The following is a 21,283-nucleotide window of genomic DNA, read 5'->3' on the forward strand; positions in this document are numbered from 1 at the left end:
CTAATAATTTCAAGAGATGTTTGGAAACTTTATCCACTATATTACGTATAAAGCATTGATCTTTTTATATGCAGCTCTCAAAAAATTGTTCTTTTAAAAATTTTTATAGCTTTATCCATAATAGTAAATGGACAAAGAATACTAATCCTAATGAAAGAAGTGATCATTGATGAAAAAAGAAAAACGTCAGACTAATAAATGGGTGCGCGAGGTGAGAGAGTGGACACTGTCATTATTGGTTGCAATCGTCGTGGCTATGTTATTTCAAAATTATGTATATGCGCAATCAGAGGTGCAAAATGTTTCTATGCAAAATACACTTATAGCCGGTCAGCGGCTTATTGAAGATAAATGGTCTTATCGTTTTCATGAGCCTCAACATGGAGATATTGTTATAATCAGCGGACCTGAGAGTGAGCTTCGGTTGATAAAACGAGTAGTGGCATTACCGGGTGATGTTATTGATATTCATGATGGTGCTGTTTTCTTGAATGGAGAGAAGATCGAGGAGCAATATACGAAAGGTCAAACCTTTGCTGGAAGCGTGGAAATGCCTTTTACTGTTCAAGCGGGACAACTGTTTGTTATGGGAGATAATCGAGAGCATAGTCTAGATAGTCGTGAGATTGGTCCAATCTCAAGAACAAGCATTGAAGGAAGAGCGGTATTCAGACTATGGCCGATTCCTAAGTTTGGTACACTCAATGAATAGAAGGATGTACTAACCATGCCTTTTACGCTATCGCATTCTTTATTTGCCGCCCCTCTGAAACAGATCATCCCTTCATTAAGTGTGACTGGACTCATTTTGGGAAGTATGGCGCCTGATATCGAGTATTTTATCGCGATGCAGCCATTTCGCTCCGTCGGGCATTCCTTAGGCGGATTTTTTCTCCTAGCTATGCCTACCTGTACGGCTTTTGCATTTGCTTTTCATTGGATAATCAAGCCTGCGATTCCACATATGCTCCCAAGCTTTGCAGGCATCAATCGCTTTGCTGAGCAAATGATCCATCCTTGGCGTTTAACGTCGATGATGGATTGGTTGCTTTTTTTTGTATCGGTATTTCTAGGGTTTTACTCACATGTTTTTTTGGATAATTGGACGCACAGCAGCGGATGGTTCGTGCAAAGAGTTACGTTTTTGACGAAATCCTTCGCTGGTGATCAGATATATCATATTGCCCAGCTCTCATTATCTGTTATTGGAATTTTAGTTCCTGCATTATACTTGCTTTATAGATGGTATAAATGGCAAGAGAATAGGGAGAAGCCGACTAAATGTAATAGGAGTACGATTTTTTCATTTGGTATGTGGCAATGGTTACTTCTTATTTTATTGTCTGGTTTATTATTTTTGGGTAAGCTGATCCTATCAGGCTCCTATTTTTCTATAAGTATTTGGGCAGTCGCACCGTTAACCTCATGTCTCTTAGGCTTATATGCGACAACTCTGGTATACTTGGCTATTCAGGAAAACAATCGTTCTCGAGCAATTGCATTCATAGCCGGATTGTATGGTTGCATTGGGTTGTATAAGCTGCTGACCTTAAATCTATCGTTTTCATGGCCAATATGGGTGGCGTATATATGGATATTATCGGCGATCATTCTTTTAGGTTCCCTTTTTTTCAAACAAAAAGAAATAAAATCATATAATAATGCCGTTAAAGTTTAATGAGGTTAAATAATGATGGTATTAATTAATTGTTGTAATCGTTCAAACGTAATACTTTTGTAAGAATTGGTTATAAAATCGTTTAGAAATAGCCTTTATGATAAAAGAAAGAATCAACATTAAAGTAATTGTGAGGCGTGAACAAAATTGTCTATTCGAGTGAAGCTTTATATGTCCTATTTAGCAATGGTATTTGTTCCGTTTATTTTAATGGTTGCTTTTATGGTTTTTGTTTTAAATACCGGGGGATTTAAAGATTTTCGTCAATATGTTCATAAGGATGAAACAGAGGCGTACCTGCAAGCGACGGTGTATGGTGAACTATCCTTTGTAATGCGCAATGATGCAGGAGAAATGGAGGATCAGCAATATATTGCAGGAATTCAAAAGAGGCTAGGGGACCTTTGGGCAGGGCTGTTGCTATCACGTGATGGAAAAATCACATCTGTATCGCCTTTTTTGAGTCAAGTTTCACCAAATGAGGATTGGCAGCAATTATTAGATCAGCATCCAAAGAATGCAGTTTTTAATTCCTTCAGTTTTGAAACAAGCATATTGGACTTTACATATCCAGATGGAGGGGAAGGCAGAGCGTTATTCTTAAGAAGAAATGATCTTGTTCCTATTTATGCACGACGATTTGGGACAGCGATTAGTTTGGCAATCATTGCTTTAACGAGCTTGTTGCTTACTTATTACGTTTCACGAAGTATAATTCGTCCCATCAAGAAGCTCGAATCGGCGGCGCTGCAAATTAAGGATGGTGATCTATCCCATAAGGTTGTAACTACAACCAAAGGGGAGATCGGACAACTGAGTATCGCATTTGAGGAGATGAGGGTGAGACTGAAGCAATCTATTGATCAGAGCCTTCAATATGAGGAAAATCGAAAAATGCTGTTATCCCATATTTCACATGACTTAAAGACGCCGATATCAGCAATAAAAGGATATGTTGAGGGTATCATGGATGGCATTGCGAACACGGACGAGAAACGCCGGCGATATATGCAAACCATCTATCGGAAAGCTACAGACATGGATCAGTTGATCGACGAGTTATTTCTATTTTCAAAGCTTGATTTGCAAACCGTTGCATTTGATTTTAATGTCATCGATTTGGGCCGTTACTTAGAGCATTTTTTGGATGAACAACGGTTTGATTTGGAAAAATCAGATGTGAAGCTATTTTATGAGCCAGATGAGATGAAGTCGCCTTTGATCGCCGCTGATCCGGATAAGCTTAGCAGAATGCTCATGAATATTTTGAATAATTGCGTCAAATATATGGGTCAAAATCCCGTTCAAAACAAAAAAGAGATTCATGTGCAGCTGAAGGAGCAAGAGGGCTATGTTCAAGTAGAAATTGAAGACACTGGACCCGGCATTGAAGAGGACTCATTGCCTTACATCTTTGACCGCTTCTATCGCGCGGAGCAATCCCGGAACTCGGAAACGGGGGGCAGCGGTCTTGGACTAGCAATAGTCAAACAAATTATTGAAGGGCATGGCGGTACCGTATGGGCAGAAAATAGAGAGCAGGGCGGAGCCCGATTCTGTTTGAGGCTGCCCAAATCGATGATCGTCAGAACGGTGGGTGAGGATGAAGAACATACTTATCATTGAAGACGAAAAGGCCATCGCCGAGCTCGAACGCGACTATTTGGAGAGCTATGGTTTTGCTGTAGAGCTTGAGAATAGAGGAGATGTCGGTTTAAAGAAAGCTTTGGAGGGTCAATATGACCTCATCATTTTGGATGTTATGCTGCCTAAAATAGATGGTTTTGAAATTTGTCGGCAAATTAGGCAAACAAGCAATACACCGATTCTAATGGTAACAGCGAAGAAGGAAGACATCGATAAAATAAGAGGCCTTGGCCTTGGAGCTGACGATTATATGACCAAGCCCTTTAGTCCGAGCGAGTTGGTTGCGCGTGTGAAAGCGCATTTGGCAAGATATGAGCGACTGACCGCGAATAAAGCAGAACGCGGCGACCATATCCGGATACGAGGCTTGTTTATAGATAAACCCTCGCGTCGAGTAATGATTCATGAAGAAGAAGCTAATTTGACCGTTAAGGAATATGAGCTTCTCTTGCTGCTTGCTTCACATCCAAACCGCGTGTTTGAGAAGGAAGAGCTGTTCCAGCGAATTTGGGGAATAGATTCCTACGGCGATGCAGCGACGGTTACGGTTCATATTCGAAGACTGCGAGAGAAAATTGAGCATGATCCATCCAATCCCCAATATATCGATACGATTTGGGGTGTGGGGTATCGTTTCAAGGTTTAGACTTGTGTTTTAAGTTTTAAATTATAGATAGAAGATGAGGAGTGGAAAGAATTGAAAAGCATTATTAAGTTTTCGCTTAACAACAAATTTGCTTTGTGGATCATGACTTTGCTTGTTTTGTTCGCAGGATTGTATTCAGGCATGAATATGAAAATGGAGACGATTCCTGATATTACAGTGCCAATCGTTAGTGTAATGACGGTTTACCCTGGTGCTGCACCTGAAGAAATCATGGAAAAAATTACGAAGCCGATTGAACAGCGGACACGTAATTTGAAAGGCGTTGAGGTTGTAAGCTCAACATCCTATGAAAATGCTTCATCGGTCATTATTGAGTATACGTATGAGACCGATATGGATAAGGCTGCCGCTGAAGTAAGCAGCATTCTATCGGATCTTAATTTTCCAGAAGGAACACAGGACCCAACGGTATCTCGAATTAGTTTGAATGCCTTTCCTGTGCTGGCTCTAAGCTTGTCAAACGACAAAATGAATTTGGAGCAGCTAACGAAAGAAGTACAAGACAATGTTCTTCCTCGTCTGCAAGGTATTGAGGGAGTAGCCAGCATTCAAATGTCTGGTCAAAATGTAATGGAAGGCGAACTTGCCTTTAAAAATGATAAGCTTACAGAAATGGGCTTAACAGAAGAGATGGTAAAAGGCATTATTCAAGCTTCCACGATATCTGCACCGCTTGGCATTTTTGAATTTGGAGACTCAGAGAAAACAATCGTCGTTGACGGTAATATCTCTACAGAGGCTGACTTGAAAAATCTGATCATTATGCCGGGTGTCAAGCTTAGCGATGTTGCAGATTTGAGCATAAAGGGAAAAGCAGAGTCCATCTCCCGTACAAACGGGAAAGATACAATTGGACTGAATGTAGTTAAATCAGCGGATGCCAATACCGTTGATGTTGTCAACAAAGTGAATGAAGAGATCAAAAACCTTGAGAGCAAAAATGGTGACTTGTCCTTTGTAACGACACTGGATCAAGGCGAACCAATTGAAGATTCCGTAAACACGATGTTAAGCAAAGCGGTTATCGGCGCATTGTTCGCTGTCATTATCATCATGATATTCTTGCGTGATATTCGTTCTACAATTATTGCGGTTGTATCCATTCCTTTATCGATTTTGATTGCTTTACTCATTTTGAGCAGGATGGATATTACACTTAATATTATGACGCTAGGTGCAATGACCGTAGCGATAGGCAGGGTAATCGATGACTCCATTGTCGTAATCGAGAACGTCTACCGACGGATGGCGCTTCCTACAGAGAAGCTGAAGGGAAAAGAGCTAATTCTAGATGCTACTCGTGAAATGTTTGTTCCGATTTTGTCATCTACGATCGTAACAATCGCTGTATTCTTGCCGTTGGCACTTGTAACGGGCATGATCGGCGAAATCTTCCTTCCTTTTGCATTAACGATCGTATTTGCTCTGTTGGCATCGCTCCTTGTTGCTATTACAGTTGTTCCAATGCTGGCTCATATGATGTTCCGTAATGGAATGAAGCCAGGTAAAGCCAAACAGCATGATAAGCCTGGACGCTTAGCTGAATGGTATAAAGGAGTACTTCGGTGGTCCTTGAATCATAAATTAATTGCATTTGGATTAGCAGTAGTTATGTTAGCAGGCAGCTTGTTCATTGTCCCTGTCGTCGGAGTAAGCTTCATGGGCAGCGACGAAGAGAAGATGATGGTCGTATCCTACAATCCAGCTCCTGGTGAAACGCTTGAGCAGGTTGAGAAAATGGCACTCGAAGCTGAGAAGCAGCTGCTTGATCGCGAAGGCATCAAAGTCGTGCAATATGCAGTAGGCGGTTCAAATCCGTTTAGCCAAGGCGCATCAAAGCAGGCTTTGTTTAATCTAAGCTATAACGATGATTTTAAAGGCTTCACAGAAGAAAAAGAAAAAATCGTACCATTGCTGAAAGATCTTGGCGGCAAAGGCGAATGGAAGCAACAAGACTTCGCTGGCGGCGGTCTTGGCGGCTCAGGTATATCCATGCTCGTATACGGCCCGGATATGAAGTCGCTTCAACCGGTCGTAGATGAATTAATGACAAAGCTTGCGGATAATAAGGATCTGAAAAATATTGATTCCAGCTTGTCTGCAACTTATGAACAATATAGACTAGTAGCTAATCAAGAGAAGCTTAGTCAAAATGGCATGACAGCAGGTCAAGTTGCAATGGCTTTAAGTCCTGTTCGTGAGCGCCCTCTTCTTGCAACAATCGAGAAGGATGGCGAGCAATTCAATGTCTATGTGAAGGTTGAAGCTAAAACGTATTCCGAGCGAGCAGATTTGGAAAATGTGAAGCTGAAAACACCACTTGGCACCGAAGTGGCATTAAAAGATTTGGTTACGATCGAAGAGGGCGAGTCGCCTAATACGATTACAAGACGTGATGATCGCATTTATGCAGAAGTATCTGCAGATGTAACAGCATCCGATGTGAATAAAGTATCCCAAGATGTTCAGAAAATTATTGACGATACGAAGCTTCCATCAGGTATCGATGTTGATATGGGCGGTGTAACGGAGCAAATTAAAGAATCGTTCACACAGCTCGGCCTAGCGATAGTAGCAGCCATAGCGGTTGTTTACCTCGTGTTAGTCATTACGTTTGGCGGCGGTTTAACGCCATTCGCAATCTTGTTCTCACTTCCGTTCACAATCATCGGGGCACTGGTCGGATTGCTTATTGCAGGTGAAACGCTCAGCGTAACCGCATTGATCGGAGCGCTGATGCTGATCGGTATCGTTGTTACGAATGCGATCGTACTTATCGACCGTGTTATTCAGAAAGAAAAAGAAGGCTTGTCTGTCCGCGATTCATTGATTGAAGCAGCTGGCACTCGACTTCGTCCAATTCTGATGACGGCGATAGCTACTGTAGGAGCTTTGCTTCCACTGGCATTTGGTTTCGAATCTGGAGGTCTTATCTCCAAAGGGATGGCAGTTACGGTAATCGGCGGCCTTACAAGCTCGACATTGCTCACGCTTATTATAGTGCCTGTGGTCTATGAATTCTTGAATCGTAAGAAGAAACCGCAAGTCGCTGATCATGTATAACAACTGACAATGCTCGATTTATTCGATAAATAGAAGAAGGCTGTCTCGAAGGTCAATGACCTAGAGACAGCCTTTTTTTTATTCCATACGTTGAAGATAAGCTATGCTGCGTGGTTTCTCATTTTTTCTAACTATTGCACAAATGAGGATTCGTATTTATCATGAATGATGTAAATATTTGTATGAGACAAAGGATACTTTATCGAGTGTGAAATTTTTTCATTGGCGGGAGGCTCAGCAAGGTGATTATTTATAAAAAACTGTCACAGAACGAAATTCATAAGCTAAGAGAAATAGATCGATCTGAAACCATAACCTTCATCTATGAATTAAGACATAATGAGCTAAAGGAAATAAAAGCTGATCACGAGTGTCCAAATTGGGATGAGGATGCAATCACGGAGCTAGAGGAGCGACTTCTCTATGAGCTAGTAAATGGAGGCTGCGCAATAGGAGCTTTTGATAAAGATACGTTAGTTGGTTTTGGCGTACTTGCACATCGTTTCAGAGGTGCCAAGCTAAATCAACTGCAAATTGATCTCATGTATGTATCCAAACGCTACCGTAGGCAAGGGATAGGAACTGAAATTTTATCTCAATTGAGTGATGAAGCTCGAAGAAGAGGTGCAAAATCTTTATATATTTCTTCAACTGAAACGCAATCGGCCGTTTTCTTTTACAGAAACAATGGGAGTCAAATTACGGATGAGGTGGATCAGGAACTGTTTGATAAGGAGCCTCTTGATATACATATGACTAAGGAACTTTAATATCCAATATGCAACATTTTCCAAATGTACTGCGTTATTTGAATTAGCGATATAAATGATGAGAAATGGGGTGTATTGCTTTGAAAAAGATATTTTCACTTTTATTTATAGGGAGTCTTAGTCTTTTAATCTCTTGCAGCAATAACGTAACAATAGAGAAAGGCATGGAAGAGCAGCTTGAGCAAATAAAAGAAGAATCGAACCATAACTTCAATCTCCATATCAGTAAATCAGATGGAGAAGGCTATACCGTGTATAAAGTAATAACAGTTGAAGAAGAGGTAAGCAAAATTGTCAATCTTCTCAAAAGAGTGGAATGGGAAGAAGCGAAAGTTTTGATGTCCAGAAAACCCGATTATAAAATTGAGCTTATAAACACGGATCCGAACGTTGCCTATGTGCCAATCAGCTTTGCGCTTTGGCGAACACCTGTGACGAAAAGTTTTGAGGTCAATATTGAAGGGCATAACATGCACGGGAAGGTATCGGAGAGTGAGAGTAAGATCCTTGATGAGAGTTTAATAGTTACCAATTAAAGGAGCGAATTTAGATGCTTTCATTCACGCGCCATCGACCCATCATGCGTTCTAAGGCAAGGCTTATAGCGGGGAAATGGTGGTTTACCTCGAAGAGATATGTCAACTGGTTAACAACATGCAAGAAGCTTGCTAAGACACATATGGCCGACAATCTACCCCATATCATATTCAATCATGCTACACCATTAATTCGTAAGTTGCGAAATGTGGATATGTGGCTGCATACGAACAAGGTTATTAATTTGAAAATTGCAGCCAAACAATTAGACGGCCTTATACTAAAGCCGGGAGAAACTTTTTCTTATTGGCGTACAATTGGTCAGCCAACAAAAGCAAAAGGTTACGTTGATGGAATGGTGCTTTTTTACGGGAATTATAAGACGGGGATAGGAGGCGGCCTATGTCAAATGTCCAACCTGGTTTATTGGATGACCTTGCATACGCCGCTTGTCGTCACGGAGCGTCATCGTCATAGCTATGATGTGTTTCCAGACGCAGGCAGAACGCAGCCTTTTGGGAGCGGTGCTACCTGTGTCTATAATTATTTAGACTTGCAAATTCATAATGCTACGTCTATGACTTATCAGCTTCGTGTGCGTGTGACGGATGACAAGCTTATTGGAGAATGGCGCACAACCTCACCAGCCTCTCATCAATACGAGGTGTATGAAAGAGAGCACCGAATGTCCTCACAGCCTTGGGGTGGTTACATACGCAGTAATGTCATATGCAGATATGTACGAAATGATAAAAATGAAATTATTATGGACGAATATGTAACGGAAAACCATGCTCTTATGATGTATTCACCATTACTTCAGCAGTCATAAACGGATAGGACATAGCGTTATAGGCGAACCTACTATCATCCAAAGCTAGGTGAAGGGTGGTAGTGAAATGCTGGGACATATCGTGATCAAAGCGACGCTTGTTTTGTTGAGCTTTGCACATGTTGACAATTTGACGACTGAAATTTCCGCGATGTACGCGGAACCTTCTTATGCGAAATGGGGAAAGCTTGCTATGCAGGAAACCTCCAAAACGTATGAGAATGCGTCTATTCTTGATTATAAATACGAGGGTAGAAAGAAATTAGAGCATGGGCAAGCAGAGGAACGCTTCATGCTTTGGCTACGCAAGGACTCGCGTGAATTTGGGGTCAGAGTCCATATTGTTATTAAGGCAGACTCCGATGAGGTTGTTCAAGTTTCACTGCTGGAAATTGCGCCTAAATAAATGGAACATTTAGCTTGATCCCTCCGTAATAATAGCAAACGAAATCAAATGCTTCGGGTAGAAGCGAGAGGAGCTTGTCTATGTTAATTACGACTACACCAACGGTTGAAGGACATCCCGTTCAGGAATATATTGGCGTTGTAACGGGTGAAGCGATTATGGGGGCGAACGTTGTTCGGGACTTTTTTGCATCTATTACTGACATTGTAGGTGGACGCTCAGGTGCTTATGAAAGCAAGCTCAAGGAAGCACGCGATGTAGCTATTGATGAAATGAAAAGCCAAGCATCCAGGTTGGGAGCCAATGCGATCGTTGCCATTGATATTGATTATGAAGTAGTTCGCGAGGGCATGTTGATGGTTGCTGTAAGCGGTACGGCAGTTCGACTCTAATCCATCTCAGCTATACGAATCATAAATGAGTAAATTTCGGGTTTAAGGTGCTCTGTACCTAAATTCGAGGTTTGCTCGTTTTTTGTTGTTAGGGTTGATTTATTTAGAAGGATTTTCAGCTGGAAAGTCGAATGAAGGTTTATCGAGTTGAGCTATGGTTGATGGAAAGGAATGTGAGTGTAATGAAACCAGAATCGAATGAGTATGCGCCTCTTGTTGAGAAATACGTCCATTTGGTGCCGGAGGGCAGTTTAGAGCTAATTTTGCAAAGTCAGCAGGATGAGACCATGAAGTTATTGCAAAATATATCAGAGGAGCGGGCAGCATATCGGTATGCCGAAGGAAAATGGAGTCTGAAAACGGTTGTGGGGCATATTGCGGATGTCGAGCGGTTATGGCAATATCGCATTTTTCGGATTGCACGCGGGGACGCTCGTGAGTTGTCAGGCTATGATCGTAACATTTTTGTTGAACATTCACCTGCTGAGCATCTTACAATCACGGAGCTCCTGAGGGATTATTCTGCCGTAAGGCAATCGACGCTTACACTTATCTGTAATCTTGGAGAAGAAGCTTTATTACGAAAAGGTGAGTTCAGCGAGCACCCGTTGTCTGCCCGAGCAGCCGCATTCATCATTGCAGGTCATGAGATCCATCATATGGGTATTATCAAGAATAGATATTTAAGTTAGTCGTAAGTACAAAGGTTAGAGGAGTTTTGAAAATGAACCCATATGTTATACGTTCAGAGAAGATAAGTGATTATCATAGCATAGCAGATATTAATGCAACTGCATTTACCTACAGCCATGGGATGGGAGAAGTCCCTCTAATCAGCATACTTAGAAATCGAGAGCAATTCGATCCGGAGCTTTCATTAGTTGCAGAATTAGATAATAAGATTGTTGGACATGTTCTTTTTACCCCGTTACAGATTGTTTTGGGAGAAATGATGGTAGATGCCGTTCTCTTAGCGCCGATTGCTATTTATCCAGATTATCAGAACAAAGGAATAGGCTCCTTGCTGATTGAAGAAGGACATAAGAGAGCAAAGGAAAAGGGCTATCAACTCTCATTATTAGTTGGACATCCCACTTTCTATCCTCGTTTCGGCTATCGAACAAATTCGTTTAGCCACTCAAGTATTAAGCTTCGGCTGGAGGAAATACCTCGTTTGACTAAGTCTGTTCAGGAACGAAGAGTTGCAAAAGAGGATCTAGAACAATTAAATAACATGTGGCAAATCTGGAATCAAGACATCGACATGAGCATCAAGCCAGGTTTATCCCTAATGGACTGGATTAGTCCTAATAAAGGCATTCAAGCGTCAGCATTAGAAGGGGATGGGCGATTCATAGGATATATTCGATATCAAAAAAATAATCCTGAAAATGTGCTTGGCATTTTAGCGAAAAATAACGAGCTGCTTGTTGAAATCTGCGCATATGTGAAGACTTTGCTGAAGGATAAACAAATAGAGCAGCTATCCTTGCCGATATCGCCGCAGTCGTTGGAACTTCAAAAAATAAACTTAGCCTATCAGCAACATGTTCATACCGGTCCTGAAAACATGCTGAAGATACTAAACACCGATAATCCTGATATTACTGCCTATTGCGAAGAGGTAGAGAAAGAGAAAAGGCTGCCTGGAAATGTGATTTGGCCAGTGGAATTTGATATTTGTTAATGCAGCCTTCCATACGGAAAAGTTAGGTTAGTCTCTTAAGCTTTACAAAGCTAGGATGATTGAATAATTTATGATCATGCAGCCAAACTAAATAATTAGAATGGTTTGTATGTGCTTATCAATCAATTAATGGGGGCATTTTGCGTGGAAGAAGCGGGCTGTGACTTTTCACCAATGAAACAAGCGTTAAAGAATGATATCCGACAAGTGATTACGGATCTGCAAATTAATTTAGATGGAATTGACAATGAAAGCTCCTGTTTACTAGGCAATTTCGAGAAGATTAAAGAGAAATTTATAAATATCGAAATGAAGGCGGCATCCTTTTATTTAAATTGTTACTTATCGCCATTTACGGACAGGTTTCCGGAATTATCAGTTTGTGTTCAGCATATGTCCAGCCGACGACATGGCGGACTAATCGTTGTTCAACGGAAGGATACGCTAGGTACCTTGATTCATTCAGGCATTTCCATTGAAGCGACATTGACTCATGCCTTATTAGAATCTATCTTTTACCCCGGAAATCCGCTCCATGATGGAGCTGTTATGGTAAGTCGAAATCAGATCGTTTCAGCCGCTAATGTGCTGCCCCTCTCCATACGAGAAGTTGGGGATAAAAAGCTTGGTACACGTCACCGGGCTGCGCTGGGTTTGAGTGAGAAAAGTGATGCGCTCATACTGGTTGTATCGGAGGAAACGGGAAGTATTTCCTTTGCTATGAACGGTGACATGTATCCGATTACGGCCAATTAAATATATCGATAGGGAAGCTGAGGTTTGAACAAAACAGGCGGATTTACATATTCTCTCGCAGTGGTTTTTACTTTTATGGACAATGATGTAGCTTAGCGATACAATTTAATCATGACAATATTAAAAATAGCAACGCTTGAAGGGATGATTCATCATGTATTCAGAAATAACAACTGCTGAGTTGGAAAGCCAGCTTAAAGAAGGTAGACAAATTAATCTTGTCGATGTACGCGAGCCCGACGAATGGGAAGACGGACATATTAAAGAAGCACGCAATATCCCGTTATCTGAGCTTGAAGATAGAATTGGTGAGTTTCAACAAGGCGATAATGAAATCATACTTATATGCCGCAGCGGCGGACGCAGTGGTAAAGCATGTGATTTCCTGCAAGCTAAAGGTTTCAAGGTTGTTAATGTGACAGGCGGAATGCTAGCTTGGCCTGGTGAAGTGGCATTGGGCGAATAGAGGAAGCCGATCATTTCAATGAATTATAATTACATAAAAAAGTCCTTAATGGGCTTTTTTATGTTTTTTACGATTTACATAACTTGCAGAAAGGGATGATACGTTAAGGATGAACCGTAATCATTTGAAGTCTGAGGTACGAGCCTATCTAGATCGAATTCGTTATGATGGGCCTATAGATGTAAGCGTATTCAACCTTAGTCGATTACAAGAGAGTCATCTTCATGCTGTACCGTATGAGAATTTCGATATATTGAGCGGCATACCCCTTTCGTTAGAAATTCCGGATCTCATTGATAAAGTTATTGTTCGACATCGCGGGGGATATTGTTTTGAGCTTAATGCTTTATTCGGTTGGCTGCTTAGAGAGCTGGGCTATTCAGTGACCGATCTTGTAGCTCGATTCTGGAGGGATGAAGATCAATTACCACCTAAGCAGCGTCATCATGTCTTGAAGGTTGAGGTGGAGGGGAAGTTCTATTTGTGCGATGTGGGAGTAGGTGGTATTGTACCAAGACAGCCAATCGTATTAAATGAGCTTGTTGAGCAACGACAAGGCGAAGAATGCTATCGAATGGAAAGAGATCCTCATTACGGCTGGGTGCTGAGCGAATGGCATCACGAGAGTTGGAGATGGGTTTATTCCTTCACAGAAGAGCCCAAGCTGCCGAAGGACTTTGTCATGGCAACCTATTGGTGTGAAAATGCCCCTCAATCCATATTTAAAAAAGAGGCAATGGCCGCCATTCGGACGAAAGAAGGACGTTACTCTTTGGCTGGACAACAGTTTCGTATGTTTACAGCAGATGGGGTCGGAACGATTACACCTTCTTCACAGGATGAATATAACATTGCTTTGTACACCTATTTTGGAATCAAACGAGATGAACAATAAACAGAATAGCTGTAGATTGAATGATTTGTTAAGGCTCACATCTCTTATTGTAGAGAAGGGGGCCTTTTTGTATTTTAAAGGGAGAGAGAAAAAGAGGATGATCAGAGAGCAAATCATTTCAGCTGCTAAGTTATTTTTCAAAAAAAAGAGACCGATTAACTAATCGGCCTCCTTCTATCTTTTTAAACAAAAAATGAATTTGCTGTTCTGTGGATAACACTTCCGTCAGACATACGGACTGAACTATCGTTATACCCTAAAATTGCAGATGCTGGTCTAATTTGCATACCATTTTGCATCGCTGTTATGTCTACTTTTGCAGCTATTGCTATTTCGAAATCTTTATCCGAAATAAGTCTTTGACCAGCTTGTAGTTTGGGTTTCTCTTGCATGAAATAGCCTCCATAAATCTGTTTGTTTGTTACGCTAAGGTCAAATCATACACTATTTTCTTAGTTATTAGCAATGGAAAGATACAGAAGTGATGCATTTTGTTTAAATTTATGTGTACAAATGTGTACAAATGTGTAATGGAGATGTTTTTTGCATGAAGTGCTCTAAATAAAACCCATTACCAATGCCAATACGAATGTAAAAGCATGTTCCATACATGCAAAGCCAAAACCCATCATATAGATTAACGCAGAGGTACAGGCATGTAATGTCAGGTATGGAGGGCGGGTGCTGATGATGAGGCCGGTAATTGCTGAGGATGGAGCAGAAATTGGCGTAACGATAGATTTTTCGGTGCAAGGGATGAGCTGTTCAGCTTGTGCGGCACGCATTGAGAAGGGCATTGCAAAAATGGATGGTGTACAGATGGCAGCGGTCAGTTTCCCCCTGCGAACAGCATGGGTGCAGTTTAAGTCTGAAGTACTGAACCCTAGGCAAATAGCAGATCGGGTGGAGCAGCTTGGCTTCGAGGCTTTGATGAACGAATCACCAAGACATGGCTTGCAGCGGGAGCACCATACGCTTAGGCTCAGACTCATTACAGCTCTTCTTTTGACTCTGCCATTGCTAGTGAGTATGCTGCAGCATTTGCCTTTTCTCGAGCCGCTGCTGCGTTTCCTGCCTTCATGGCTGCTTCTGCCATGGCTTCAATTGATGTTAGCGACTGTCATTCAATTTGTAATTGGAGCGCCTTTTTATTTTGGTGCCTATTATGCGATAAGGCAACGGTGTGCCAATATGGATGTGTTAGTCGTGATGGGTACGACTGCCGCTTATTTATACAGCCACTATGAGGTCTTTCGAGTCGGATTATTCACGCCGATAACGTCAGCTGTTCATGGTCCTCCGCTATATTTTGAAACGTCGGCTGTCGTTATTACTGCCGTGCTGATTGGCAAATATATCGAGACGGGTGCTGCGCTGCGGGCGCAGCAGGGCACTGAAGGCTATGATAGATTGCAAAGCCAACTTGCTACGGTTGAGAGAGCAGGCGAAATGATCCAAATTCGTACAGAGTTCGTACGTGCAGGTGATATTGTTATTGTGGAAGCAGGCGAAATTGTGCCCGTCGATGGGATTGTCTGTGGAGGTTTGTCAGCAGCTGATGAATCTTTGCTGACAGGAGAAAGCTTATCGATTACGAAGGGGGTGGGTGATCCCATATGGGCCGGAACACGCAATGAGAGTGCCCTCCTTCGCATAAGAACGAAGGCTGCTGGTCATGATACGATGCTGAATCGCATTCAGGAGCTTGTTCGGCAGGCACAACGTTCTAAATCGGGCATACAGCGTAATGTCGATTTTGTAGCTAGCTGGTTTGTACCAGCTATGCTCTTATTCTCACTTTTGACGGTTATTATGTGGGTTGGATTTCTTGATCCAGGTAATTTTAGTAAAGCCTTTATATGCGCAATTGCGGTTCTGCTTGCGGCTTGTCCGTGCGCCCTTGGATTAGCAGCGCCAATATCACTCGTTATTGCTTCGGGCAGGCTGGCTAAGCGAGGCATTATTTCCAAAGAAGCAAGTGCGCTGGAGCGACTTGCAGCCATTGGGACGATTGTTTTTGATAAAACAGGAACGCTTACGGAAGGAAAACCACAGCTCAGCGCAATCCTTGCCCTTAAGGGAAGCCGATCAACCATTTTGCGGTTAGCTGCCGCAGCTGAAGCTGATTCCTTGCACCCCTTGGCTGCTGCTATTAAACGCGAAGCGGAGAAGCAGGGACTCGTCATTCCAGAAGCGATGCAGCATGCATTCACACCAGGCGGCGGTGTTGAAGCCGTTATTGAGGGGAAAAGGTTTGCTATCGGCAATGCACGATTTGCTGCAGAGCAGAAATGGTCAGTGAACGGGCAAGCCCAAACATTTGCAAGTAGCCGGGAAAAGATCGGTGAAACCGTGCTTTACGCTTCAATTGAGCGCGAGTGCATCGGAGTTATTTCCTTAAGCGATATGGTGAAATCAAATGCTAAAGCTACGATAAGAGAACTGAGGGGGCTCGGTGTCTCTGCTCTTCTGGCAACTGGGGATCATATAGCGCCGGCTCAAGCTGCGGGTAGAGCGATTGGCATCTCTGAAATCCATGCATCTATGCTTCCGGAGAATAAGCTTGAACTCATTGAGAAGCTCAAGCGTAAAGGCAAGCGAGTTGCAATGGCTGGTGATGGCTGGAATGATGCGCCTGCCTTAGCCGCTGCGGATGTCGGCCTTGCGATGGGGGATGGTACGGATGCAGCGCTGAGCGCAGGTCATATGACGCTGCTTTTCTCACGTTTGCAAGCCATTCCGGAAGCTATCCGAATCAGCCGATTAACCATTCGCAACATACGTCAAAATCTAACCTATGCTTTTATATACAATCTCATTATTATTCCTTTCGCAGCTTTCGGCCTGCTTGAGCCTTGGATGGCGGGTACTGCGATGGCGCTAAGCTCCGTATCCGTCGTTGGCAATTCACTGCGTCTTAACGGCCAACTCAAGCATGCAGCAGGAAAGAATCTATGATTATTACATGGCAGCAGATTAGCTTGATCGTATTGACGGGACTTTTCAGCGCGCCTCATTGTATTGGCATGTGCGGCGGAATCGTATCAACCGTCTCACTCCATTCCACAGCAACGCTTCGAAAGTCAATGCTTCTATACAATACAGGACGAATTTTCTCCTATTCCTTGCTAGGTGCCGTAATGGGAGCAGTTGGATCCTTTGTAGATGTTGCAGGTAAGTTTGCAGGTATTCAAGGGCTTGCTTCTATTATAGGGGGCTGCTTTCTACTGCTTTGGCTATGGCGTCGATTTCAGCTGCCTATGATGAATAAGTTGTCTTCTTTTCTTCATAAGAGACTTGTAGGAGGGGCAGGACGCTCGAAGGGGCAAGAGTCAGCTCATTTATTGGCAACGGGGGTTGCATTTGGCTTCCTGCCCTGCGGCTTAACCTATGCGATGCAAATGACTGCGGCAGCGACGGGATCAGCACCAGCTGGTGCTTTCGTGATGGCCTTGTTCGGATTATCTACCTTTCCGGCCTTGGCTGCCGCAGCATCTATTGCCGCATTTGCAAATAAACGGTGGAGGCGCTTCATGCGCAAAGCAAGTGTCATTACAGCAATAGCAGTCGGCGTATTATCCATACTTCGAGGATTGGCTGTTAATGGTGTGATACCAACTATTAATCCATGGCTTTGGTAAGTTTACTTAATGTACGGCTTGTAAATGTCTGCTTATTGTATAAGTCTGATCTCCAATTTGAAGTGTTAAAGATGCCTTCCACAAGCCTGCCATAAGAGGTATGCCTTGACCCTCATACTGACCTGGTTTTGTTTCAGTGAGGCTAAAGACAAAGTCTCCGCAATTCATGTGCAGCATATCTAGTTTAATTTTGAGGTTAGCCCCTTGTATCGGAGATCCTTTAAGGTCAGTAAGATGTAATATAAAGAGATTGTCTTGAAGCACTTTGGCGGGATAATCTTCAATAGACCAGCTTAGATGGCCGCTATCAAAATCATGCTCGGTTACTGGTTTGGTTGGCTCCTCGCCTGAGCGAAGCCAACTGACAGCGCCGGCAATGAGAAGCGCGATGATTACGAAGCCAATACTGAACTTATAGATGGGTGTCAGTTGTTTTTTTTGCATGTGCATAAGAAAGGAAGACCTCCTTAATAGTTGTAATTCCTTCCAATTTCTTGTCATCAGCCGAAGATCCTTATTACCTCTACCTATGCGAAAATAAATGTATGCAGAACGGATTCAGCAATATGGAGAACAAGTAGACAAATGATTGATGACGGTGTATAGTTACAACAAATAATTTCATAGTGAGTAAACAGGTGCTGAGACGAGTATAGTTAATAGAAGAGATTTTTCTATTTGCATTCGTTGACGCTTAATAGGGAAGACCGGTGGAAATCCGGCGCGGACCCGCCACTGTATGGAATGGCTTAATGAGTGAAGGCTTTTCAAATGCCTACGCTTCATTAAAGTGTCACGAAGGGGTAACCCGAGATGACGTTATGCATATTCCGAGTCAGAAAATCTGCCTGTCTACATTAACGCTTAAACCTACGTGGTCTTAGGAAGGTGTTGGAGAAGCTTTTCGCTGAGTATTTGTGAGGCGTATGACAGCATTTCTGGCACAATTGCCAGAAATGCTTTTTTTATTTTATACGAAATATAAAAGTTATAGGGGAGAAGAATAGGATGAATCGGAACAACCTTAGTATGAAGAAAATACTGTTTGGAATGCTCTTGACTCTGCTGCTTGTATTCATGACAGCATGCGGAGCAACGAATAAGGAAGAAAATAAGACTAGCCCAGCGCCTACAAATTCAACGGAAGCAGCAACAAATTCGCCGACACCTTCTGATAAGGCAACGGTCTATCCTTTAACGATAAAGGATGATACGGGAACAGAGATGACGTTTGAGAAGGCACCGACGAAGATTGTAACGATCGTGCCAAGTGAAACAGAACTCGTATATGCAATCGGTGCTGGCGAGAACGTCGTTGGCGTTGATACGAACAGCAACTATCCTGAAGAAGTTGCAGCAGTATCAAAGGTTGGCGATATGACGACGGATATTGAAGCCGTTATTGCGCTTAACCCGGATATCGTGGTGGCATCATCATCGATGAATATGGATGCAATCACTCGACTTCGCGAACTGAATATTACTGTTTTTGCAACAGACCCGACTACATATGATGCGGTTGTGACAAAAGTCGAGACGTTTGGTAAATTGCTAGATAAACAAGCTGAAGCCGCAGTTGTCGCTGACAGGATGCGTGAGGTGAAGAAGCAAGTGACTGAAGCTGTCAAGGATGCTGAGAAGAAAAGTGTATACTTGGAGTTCTCTCCGGGCTGGACCGTTGGTTCCAGCACGTTCCTTGATGAATTGATCACACTTGCCGGAGGACAAAATATTGCGTCAGCTACACCTAGTTGGTTTGAAGTGAATGCAGAGGAAGTCATCAAGCAAAATCCGCAATTAATTATTTATCCTATTCTGAAAGAAGATCCTAACCCCATTCTCGTCGGTATTCAGAGCCGTCCTGGCTGGGAGGTTATTGACGCTATGAAAAACAAACAGCTCTATGCGGTGTCGGATGATCAGCTCTCACGTGTTGGCCCGCGTTTAGCAGATGGTTTGCTTGAACTGGCAAAAGTCATTCATCCGGATCTTATTAAATAAAGCTATGAAATTTAAATTATTCTTGTATGGAGGAGCAGCTATGCTCCTTCTTGCTGTTTCTATTGTCGTTAGTTTGTCTATCGGCTCAGCAGGTATTTCTGTTCCAGATGTATGGGGCATTCTGATGCATCAACTCCCGTGGTTCTCAGATGAGGCTGTCACCTATACCCCTGGAGAAGTAGCGATCGTTACCCAAGTCAGGCTATCACGTGTTCTTCTAGCTGTTCTTGTAGGAGCATGTTTAGCGCTTGCAGGTACTGGTTTTCAAGGCGTATTGCGCAATCCATTAGCTGACCCTTATACACTGGGAGTTGCCTCCGGAAGCTCGGTTGGTGCTGCTACGATCATCGTTTTTGGGCTCCAGACAGCAATTGGCATGTGGACGATTCCGCTTGTCGCTTTCGCCACAGGAACGGTAACCTTGCTTGGCGTCTTTTGGTTGTCTCGAAATAAAGGCGTCATGCATATTGAGACGTTGATTCTATCCGGCGTTATTATTCAAGCCTTTCTAGGTGCATTTGTTTCATTCATGGTGTCGATGTCTCAAGGTATCGTTAATCAAATTTTGTTCTGGCTTATGGGATCGCTTGCCATGAGAAGCTGGGATCATGTACTTATGCTTATCCCGTTTCTCGCAATTGGATTGCCAATCTTGCTCGTATACGGTCAATCGCTTAATTTATTCGTTTTAGGAGAGAAGCATGCGGCGCATCTTGGCATCCATGTAGAACGAACGAAGCTTATCGTATTGATTTGCTCCACGCTGCTTACGGCAGCTGCCGTTTCTGTATCCGGAGTAATTGGCTTTGTGGGACTTGTTGTACCCCATTTGATACGCTTGATTGTCGGTCCTGATTACCGAATCATAACACCATTAGCCGCTATTGGCGGTGGGATCTTTGTGCTGTGGGCTGATACGCTGGCAAGAAATGTATGGATTCAAAAAGAAATTCCGCTTGGCGTCGTGACCGCCTTGATTGGCGCTCCTTTCTTCGCTTATCTACTCCATCTTCGCAAACGGAAGCAAGGAGGCGAGATATGATAGAGGTTCGAAATATCGAACAGACAGTTCAAGGCCGTTCGGTGCTAAAACAGCTTTCTTGTTCTTTCGAGAAAGGAAGAATGTATGGCATAATTGGACCAAATGGTGTTGGGAAGTCTACCTTACTAAATATATTATCTGGTGTGGAAAAGCCACTTCATGGCGAGATGCTTCTTGATGGGAAGAGTATTTTCGATTATCCACGCAAGAAGCTTGCTAGAAGGATGGCAGTGTTGCAGCAAGGAGGCTTGCCGCCTGTCGGCTTCTCTGTTCGTGAAGTGGTTGCGATGGGAAGATATCCTTTCCAAACTTGGCTGGGCGGAGATGTGATTGAATCGGAGAACATCATTGATTCTGCCATCGACGCCATGGGTCTCACTAAGCTTCAGCATCGTAAAATGGATCAGTTAAGCGGAGGTGAGCGGCAACGTGTGGCTCTCGCAAAGCTGATGGCACAGGAGCCGTCCGTTATTTTGCTAGATGAGCCTACGACGTATTTGGATATAGGCTTTCAGATACAGCTGCTGGATAAGATTCGTGCTTGGCAGCGAGAGCGGGAGCTTACAGTCATTGCTGTTCTGCATGATTTGAATTTGGCTTCCTTATATTGTGATGAGCTTGTCGTTCTTCATCAAGGAAGCGTAGCAGCTGCAGGAACCCCGCAGGAAGTACTTACTACGGAGCTCATTGAGAAGGTATATGAAACAGAGATTGCAGTTACAGCGCATCCATTGACGGGAACACCGCAGATCATTTTGCTGCCGGGCGTGTATAATTGAATAAATAGATGATGTAGGAATGAT

22 protein-coding genes and 1 riboswitch are annotated in these 21,283 nt (G+C 42.9%); of the genes, 20 read left to right on the top strand and 2 right to left on the bottom strand.

Annotation, left to right across the window (positions count from 1 at the left end; genetic code table 11):
* Positions 1 to 169: 169 nt before the first annotated feature.
* The 15 genes from lepB to AC0YOD_RS03675 all read left to right on the top strand — a co-directional run bounded on the left by lepB (position 170) and on the right by AC0YOD_RS03675 (position 13,796).
* The gene (gene lepB, locus AC0YOD_RS03605; protein ID WP_475797856.1) at positions 170 to 712 is read left to right on the top strand and encodes a signal peptidase I; all 543 of its coding nucleotides are present in this window, start codon (positions 170 to 172) and stop codon (positions 710 to 712) included.
* A gap of 15 nt (positions 713 to 727) precedes the next feature.
* Complete coding sequence (locus AC0YOD_RS03610; RefSeq protein WP_475797857.1) at positions 728 to 1,678, top strand: DUF4184 family protein; 951 nt, start codon at positions 728 to 730, stop codon at positions 1,676 to 1,678.
* A gap of 159 nt (positions 1,679 to 1,837) precedes the next feature.
* A complete protein-coding gene (locus tag AC0YOD_RS03615) occupies positions 1,838 to 3,304 on the top strand; it encodes a sensor histidine kinase (protein ID WP_475797858.1) in 1,467 nt (488 codons plus the stop codon).
* Complete coding sequence (locus AC0YOD_RS03620; protein ID WP_475797859.1) at positions 3,282 to 3,971, top strand: response regulator transcription factor; 690 nt, start codon at positions 3,282 to 3,284, stop codon at positions 3,969 to 3,971. The genes AC0YOD_RS03615 and AC0YOD_RS03620 overlap by 23 nt, the downstream gene beginning before the upstream one ends.
* Before the next feature lie 51 nt (positions 3,972 to 4,022).
* Positions 4,023 to 7,055, top strand: a complete 3,033-nt coding sequence (locus tag AC0YOD_RS03625; RefSeq protein WP_475797860.1) for an efflux RND transporter permease subunit — start codon at positions 4,023 to 4,025, stop codon at positions 7,053 to 7,055.
* A 242-nt stretch (positions 7,056 to 7,297) separates the two neighbouring features.
* Entirely contained in the window at positions 7,298 to 7,825 is a 528-nt protein-coding gene (locus tag AC0YOD_RS03630) for a GNAT family N-acetyltransferase (protein WP_475797861.1), read from the top strand.
* An 80-nt stretch (positions 7,826 to 7,905) separates the two neighbouring features.
* Complete coding sequence (locus AC0YOD_RS03635) at positions 7,906 to 8,361, top strand: hypothetical protein (protein WP_475797862.1); 456 nt, start codon at positions 7,906 to 7,908, stop codon at positions 8,359 to 8,361.
* A gap of 14 nt (positions 8,362 to 8,375) precedes the next feature.
* Positions 8,376 to 9,194 (top strand): VanW family protein, encoded by an 819-nt coding sequence (locus AC0YOD_RS03640; protein ID WP_475797863.1) that lies wholly within the window; start codon positions 8,376 to 8,378, stop codon positions 9,192 to 9,194.
* A 67-nt stretch (positions 9,195 to 9,261) separates the two neighbouring features.
* Complete coding sequence (locus AC0YOD_RS03645; protein WP_475797864.1) at positions 9,262 to 9,600, top strand: DUF3889 domain-containing protein; 339 nt, start codon at positions 9,262 to 9,264, stop codon at positions 9,598 to 9,600.
* Positions 9,601 to 9,680: 80 nt separating this feature from the next.
* Positions 9,681 to 9,992: a YbjQ family protein gene (locus tag AC0YOD_RS03650; protein ID WP_475797865.1), complete on the top strand. Its 312-nt coding sequence runs from the start codon at positions 9,681 to 9,683 to the stop codon at positions 9,990 to 9,992.
* Between the two features lie 131 nt (positions 9,993 to 10,123).
* Positions 10,124 to 10,684 carry a DinB family protein gene (locus AC0YOD_RS03655; RefSeq protein ID WP_475797866.1) on the top strand — a complete coding sequence of 187 codons (561 nt, stop codon included), beginning with the start codon at positions 10,124 to 10,126 and terminating at the stop codon, positions 10,682 to 10,684.
* Positions 10,685 to 10,716: 32 nt separating this feature from the next.
* Positions 10,717 to 11,679, top strand: a complete 963-nt coding sequence (locus tag AC0YOD_RS03660; protein ID WP_475797867.1) for a GNAT family N-acetyltransferase — start codon at positions 10,717 to 10,719, stop codon at positions 11,677 to 11,679.
* Between the two features lie 144 nt (positions 11,680 to 11,823).
* Positions 11,824 to 12,435, top strand: coding sequence for a sporulation-specific diadenylate cyclase CdaS (gene cdaS, locus AC0YOD_RS03665; protein WP_475798360.1), 612 nt, complete (start codon positions 11,824 to 11,826; stop codon positions 12,433 to 12,435).
* 154 nt (positions 12,436 to 12,589) lie between these two features.
* Positions 12,590 to 12,901 (top strand): rhodanese-like domain-containing protein, encoded by a 312-nt coding sequence (locus AC0YOD_RS03670; protein ID WP_475797868.1) that lies wholly within the window; start codon positions 12,590 to 12,592, stop codon positions 12,899 to 12,901.
* Between the two features lie 109 nt (positions 12,902 to 13,010).
* On the top strand, positions 13,011 to 13,796 hold the full coding sequence (locus AC0YOD_RS03675; protein ID WP_475797869.1) for an arylamine N-acetyltransferase family protein: 786 nt from the start codon (positions 13,011 to 13,013) through the stop codon (positions 13,794 to 13,796).
* Between the two features lie 182 nt (positions 13,797 to 13,978).
* On the opposite strand, the gene AC0YOD_RS03680 is transcribed toward AC0YOD_RS03675, so the two are convergent.
* Positions 13,979 to 14,188, bottom strand: a complete 210-nt coding sequence (locus AC0YOD_RS03680) for a hypothetical protein (RefSeq protein WP_475797870.1) — start codon at positions 14,186 to 14,188, stop codon at positions 13,979 to 13,981.
* A 295-nt stretch (positions 14,189 to 14,483) separates the two neighbouring features.
* On the opposite strand from AC0YOD_RS03680, the gene AC0YOD_RS03685 reads away from it, so the two are divergent.
* Both AC0YOD_RS03685 and AC0YOD_RS03690 read left to right on the top strand, forming a co-directional pair.
* Positions 14,484 to 16,754 (top strand): heavy metal translocating P-type ATPase, encoded by a 2,271-nt coding sequence (locus AC0YOD_RS03685; protein ID WP_475797871.1) that lies wholly within the window; start codon positions 14,484 to 14,486, stop codon positions 16,752 to 16,754.
* Complete coding sequence (locus AC0YOD_RS03690) at positions 16,751 to 17,437, top strand: sulfite exporter TauE/SafE family protein (protein WP_475797872.1); 687 nt, start codon at positions 16,751 to 16,753, stop codon at positions 17,435 to 17,437. Before AC0YOD_RS03685 ends, AC0YOD_RS03690 begins: the two co-directional genes overlap by 4 nt.
* 6 nt (positions 17,438 to 17,443) lie before the next feature.
* Here the strand turns inward: AC0YOD_RS03690 and AC0YOD_RS03695 are convergent, their stop codons facing one another.
* The gene (locus AC0YOD_RS03695; protein ID WP_475797873.1) at positions 17,444 to 17,887 is read right to left on the bottom strand and encodes a FixH family protein; all 444 of its coding nucleotides are present in this window, start codon (positions 17,885 to 17,887) and stop codon (positions 17,444 to 17,446) included.
* Positions 17,888 to 18,104: 217 nt separating this feature from the next.
* Positions 18,105 to 18,303, top strand: a riboswitch (cobalamin riboswitch).
* 163 nt (positions 18,304 to 18,466) lie between these two features.
* On the opposite strand from AC0YOD_RS03695, the gene AC0YOD_RS03700 reads away from it, so the two are divergent.
* Genes AC0YOD_RS03700 through AC0YOD_RS03710 form a run of 3 tightly spaced genes read left to right on the top strand, consistent with a single transcriptional unit; the run spans position 18,467 to position 21,259 of the window.
* Complete coding sequence (locus AC0YOD_RS03700; protein ID WP_475797874.1) at positions 18,467 to 19,438, top strand: ABC transporter substrate-binding protein; 972 nt, start codon at positions 18,467 to 18,469, stop codon at positions 19,436 to 19,438.
* A 4-nt stretch (positions 19,439 to 19,442) separates the two neighbouring features.
* On the top strand, positions 19,443 to 20,480 hold the full coding sequence (locus AC0YOD_RS03705) for a FecCD family ABC transporter permease (RefSeq protein WP_475797875.1): 1,038 nt from the start codon (positions 19,443 to 19,445) through the stop codon (positions 20,478 to 20,480).
* Positions 20,477 to 21,259, top strand: coding sequence for an ABC transporter ATP-binding protein (locus tag AC0YOD_RS03710; RefSeq protein WP_475797876.1), 783 nt, complete (start codon positions 20,477 to 20,479; stop codon positions 21,257 to 21,259). Before AC0YOD_RS03705 ends, AC0YOD_RS03710 begins: the two co-directional genes overlap by 4 nt.
* Positions 21,260 to 21,283 lie beyond the last annotated feature (24 nt).

The sequence above is a fragment of the Paenibacillus sp. J31P13 genome, assembly GCF_056269295.1.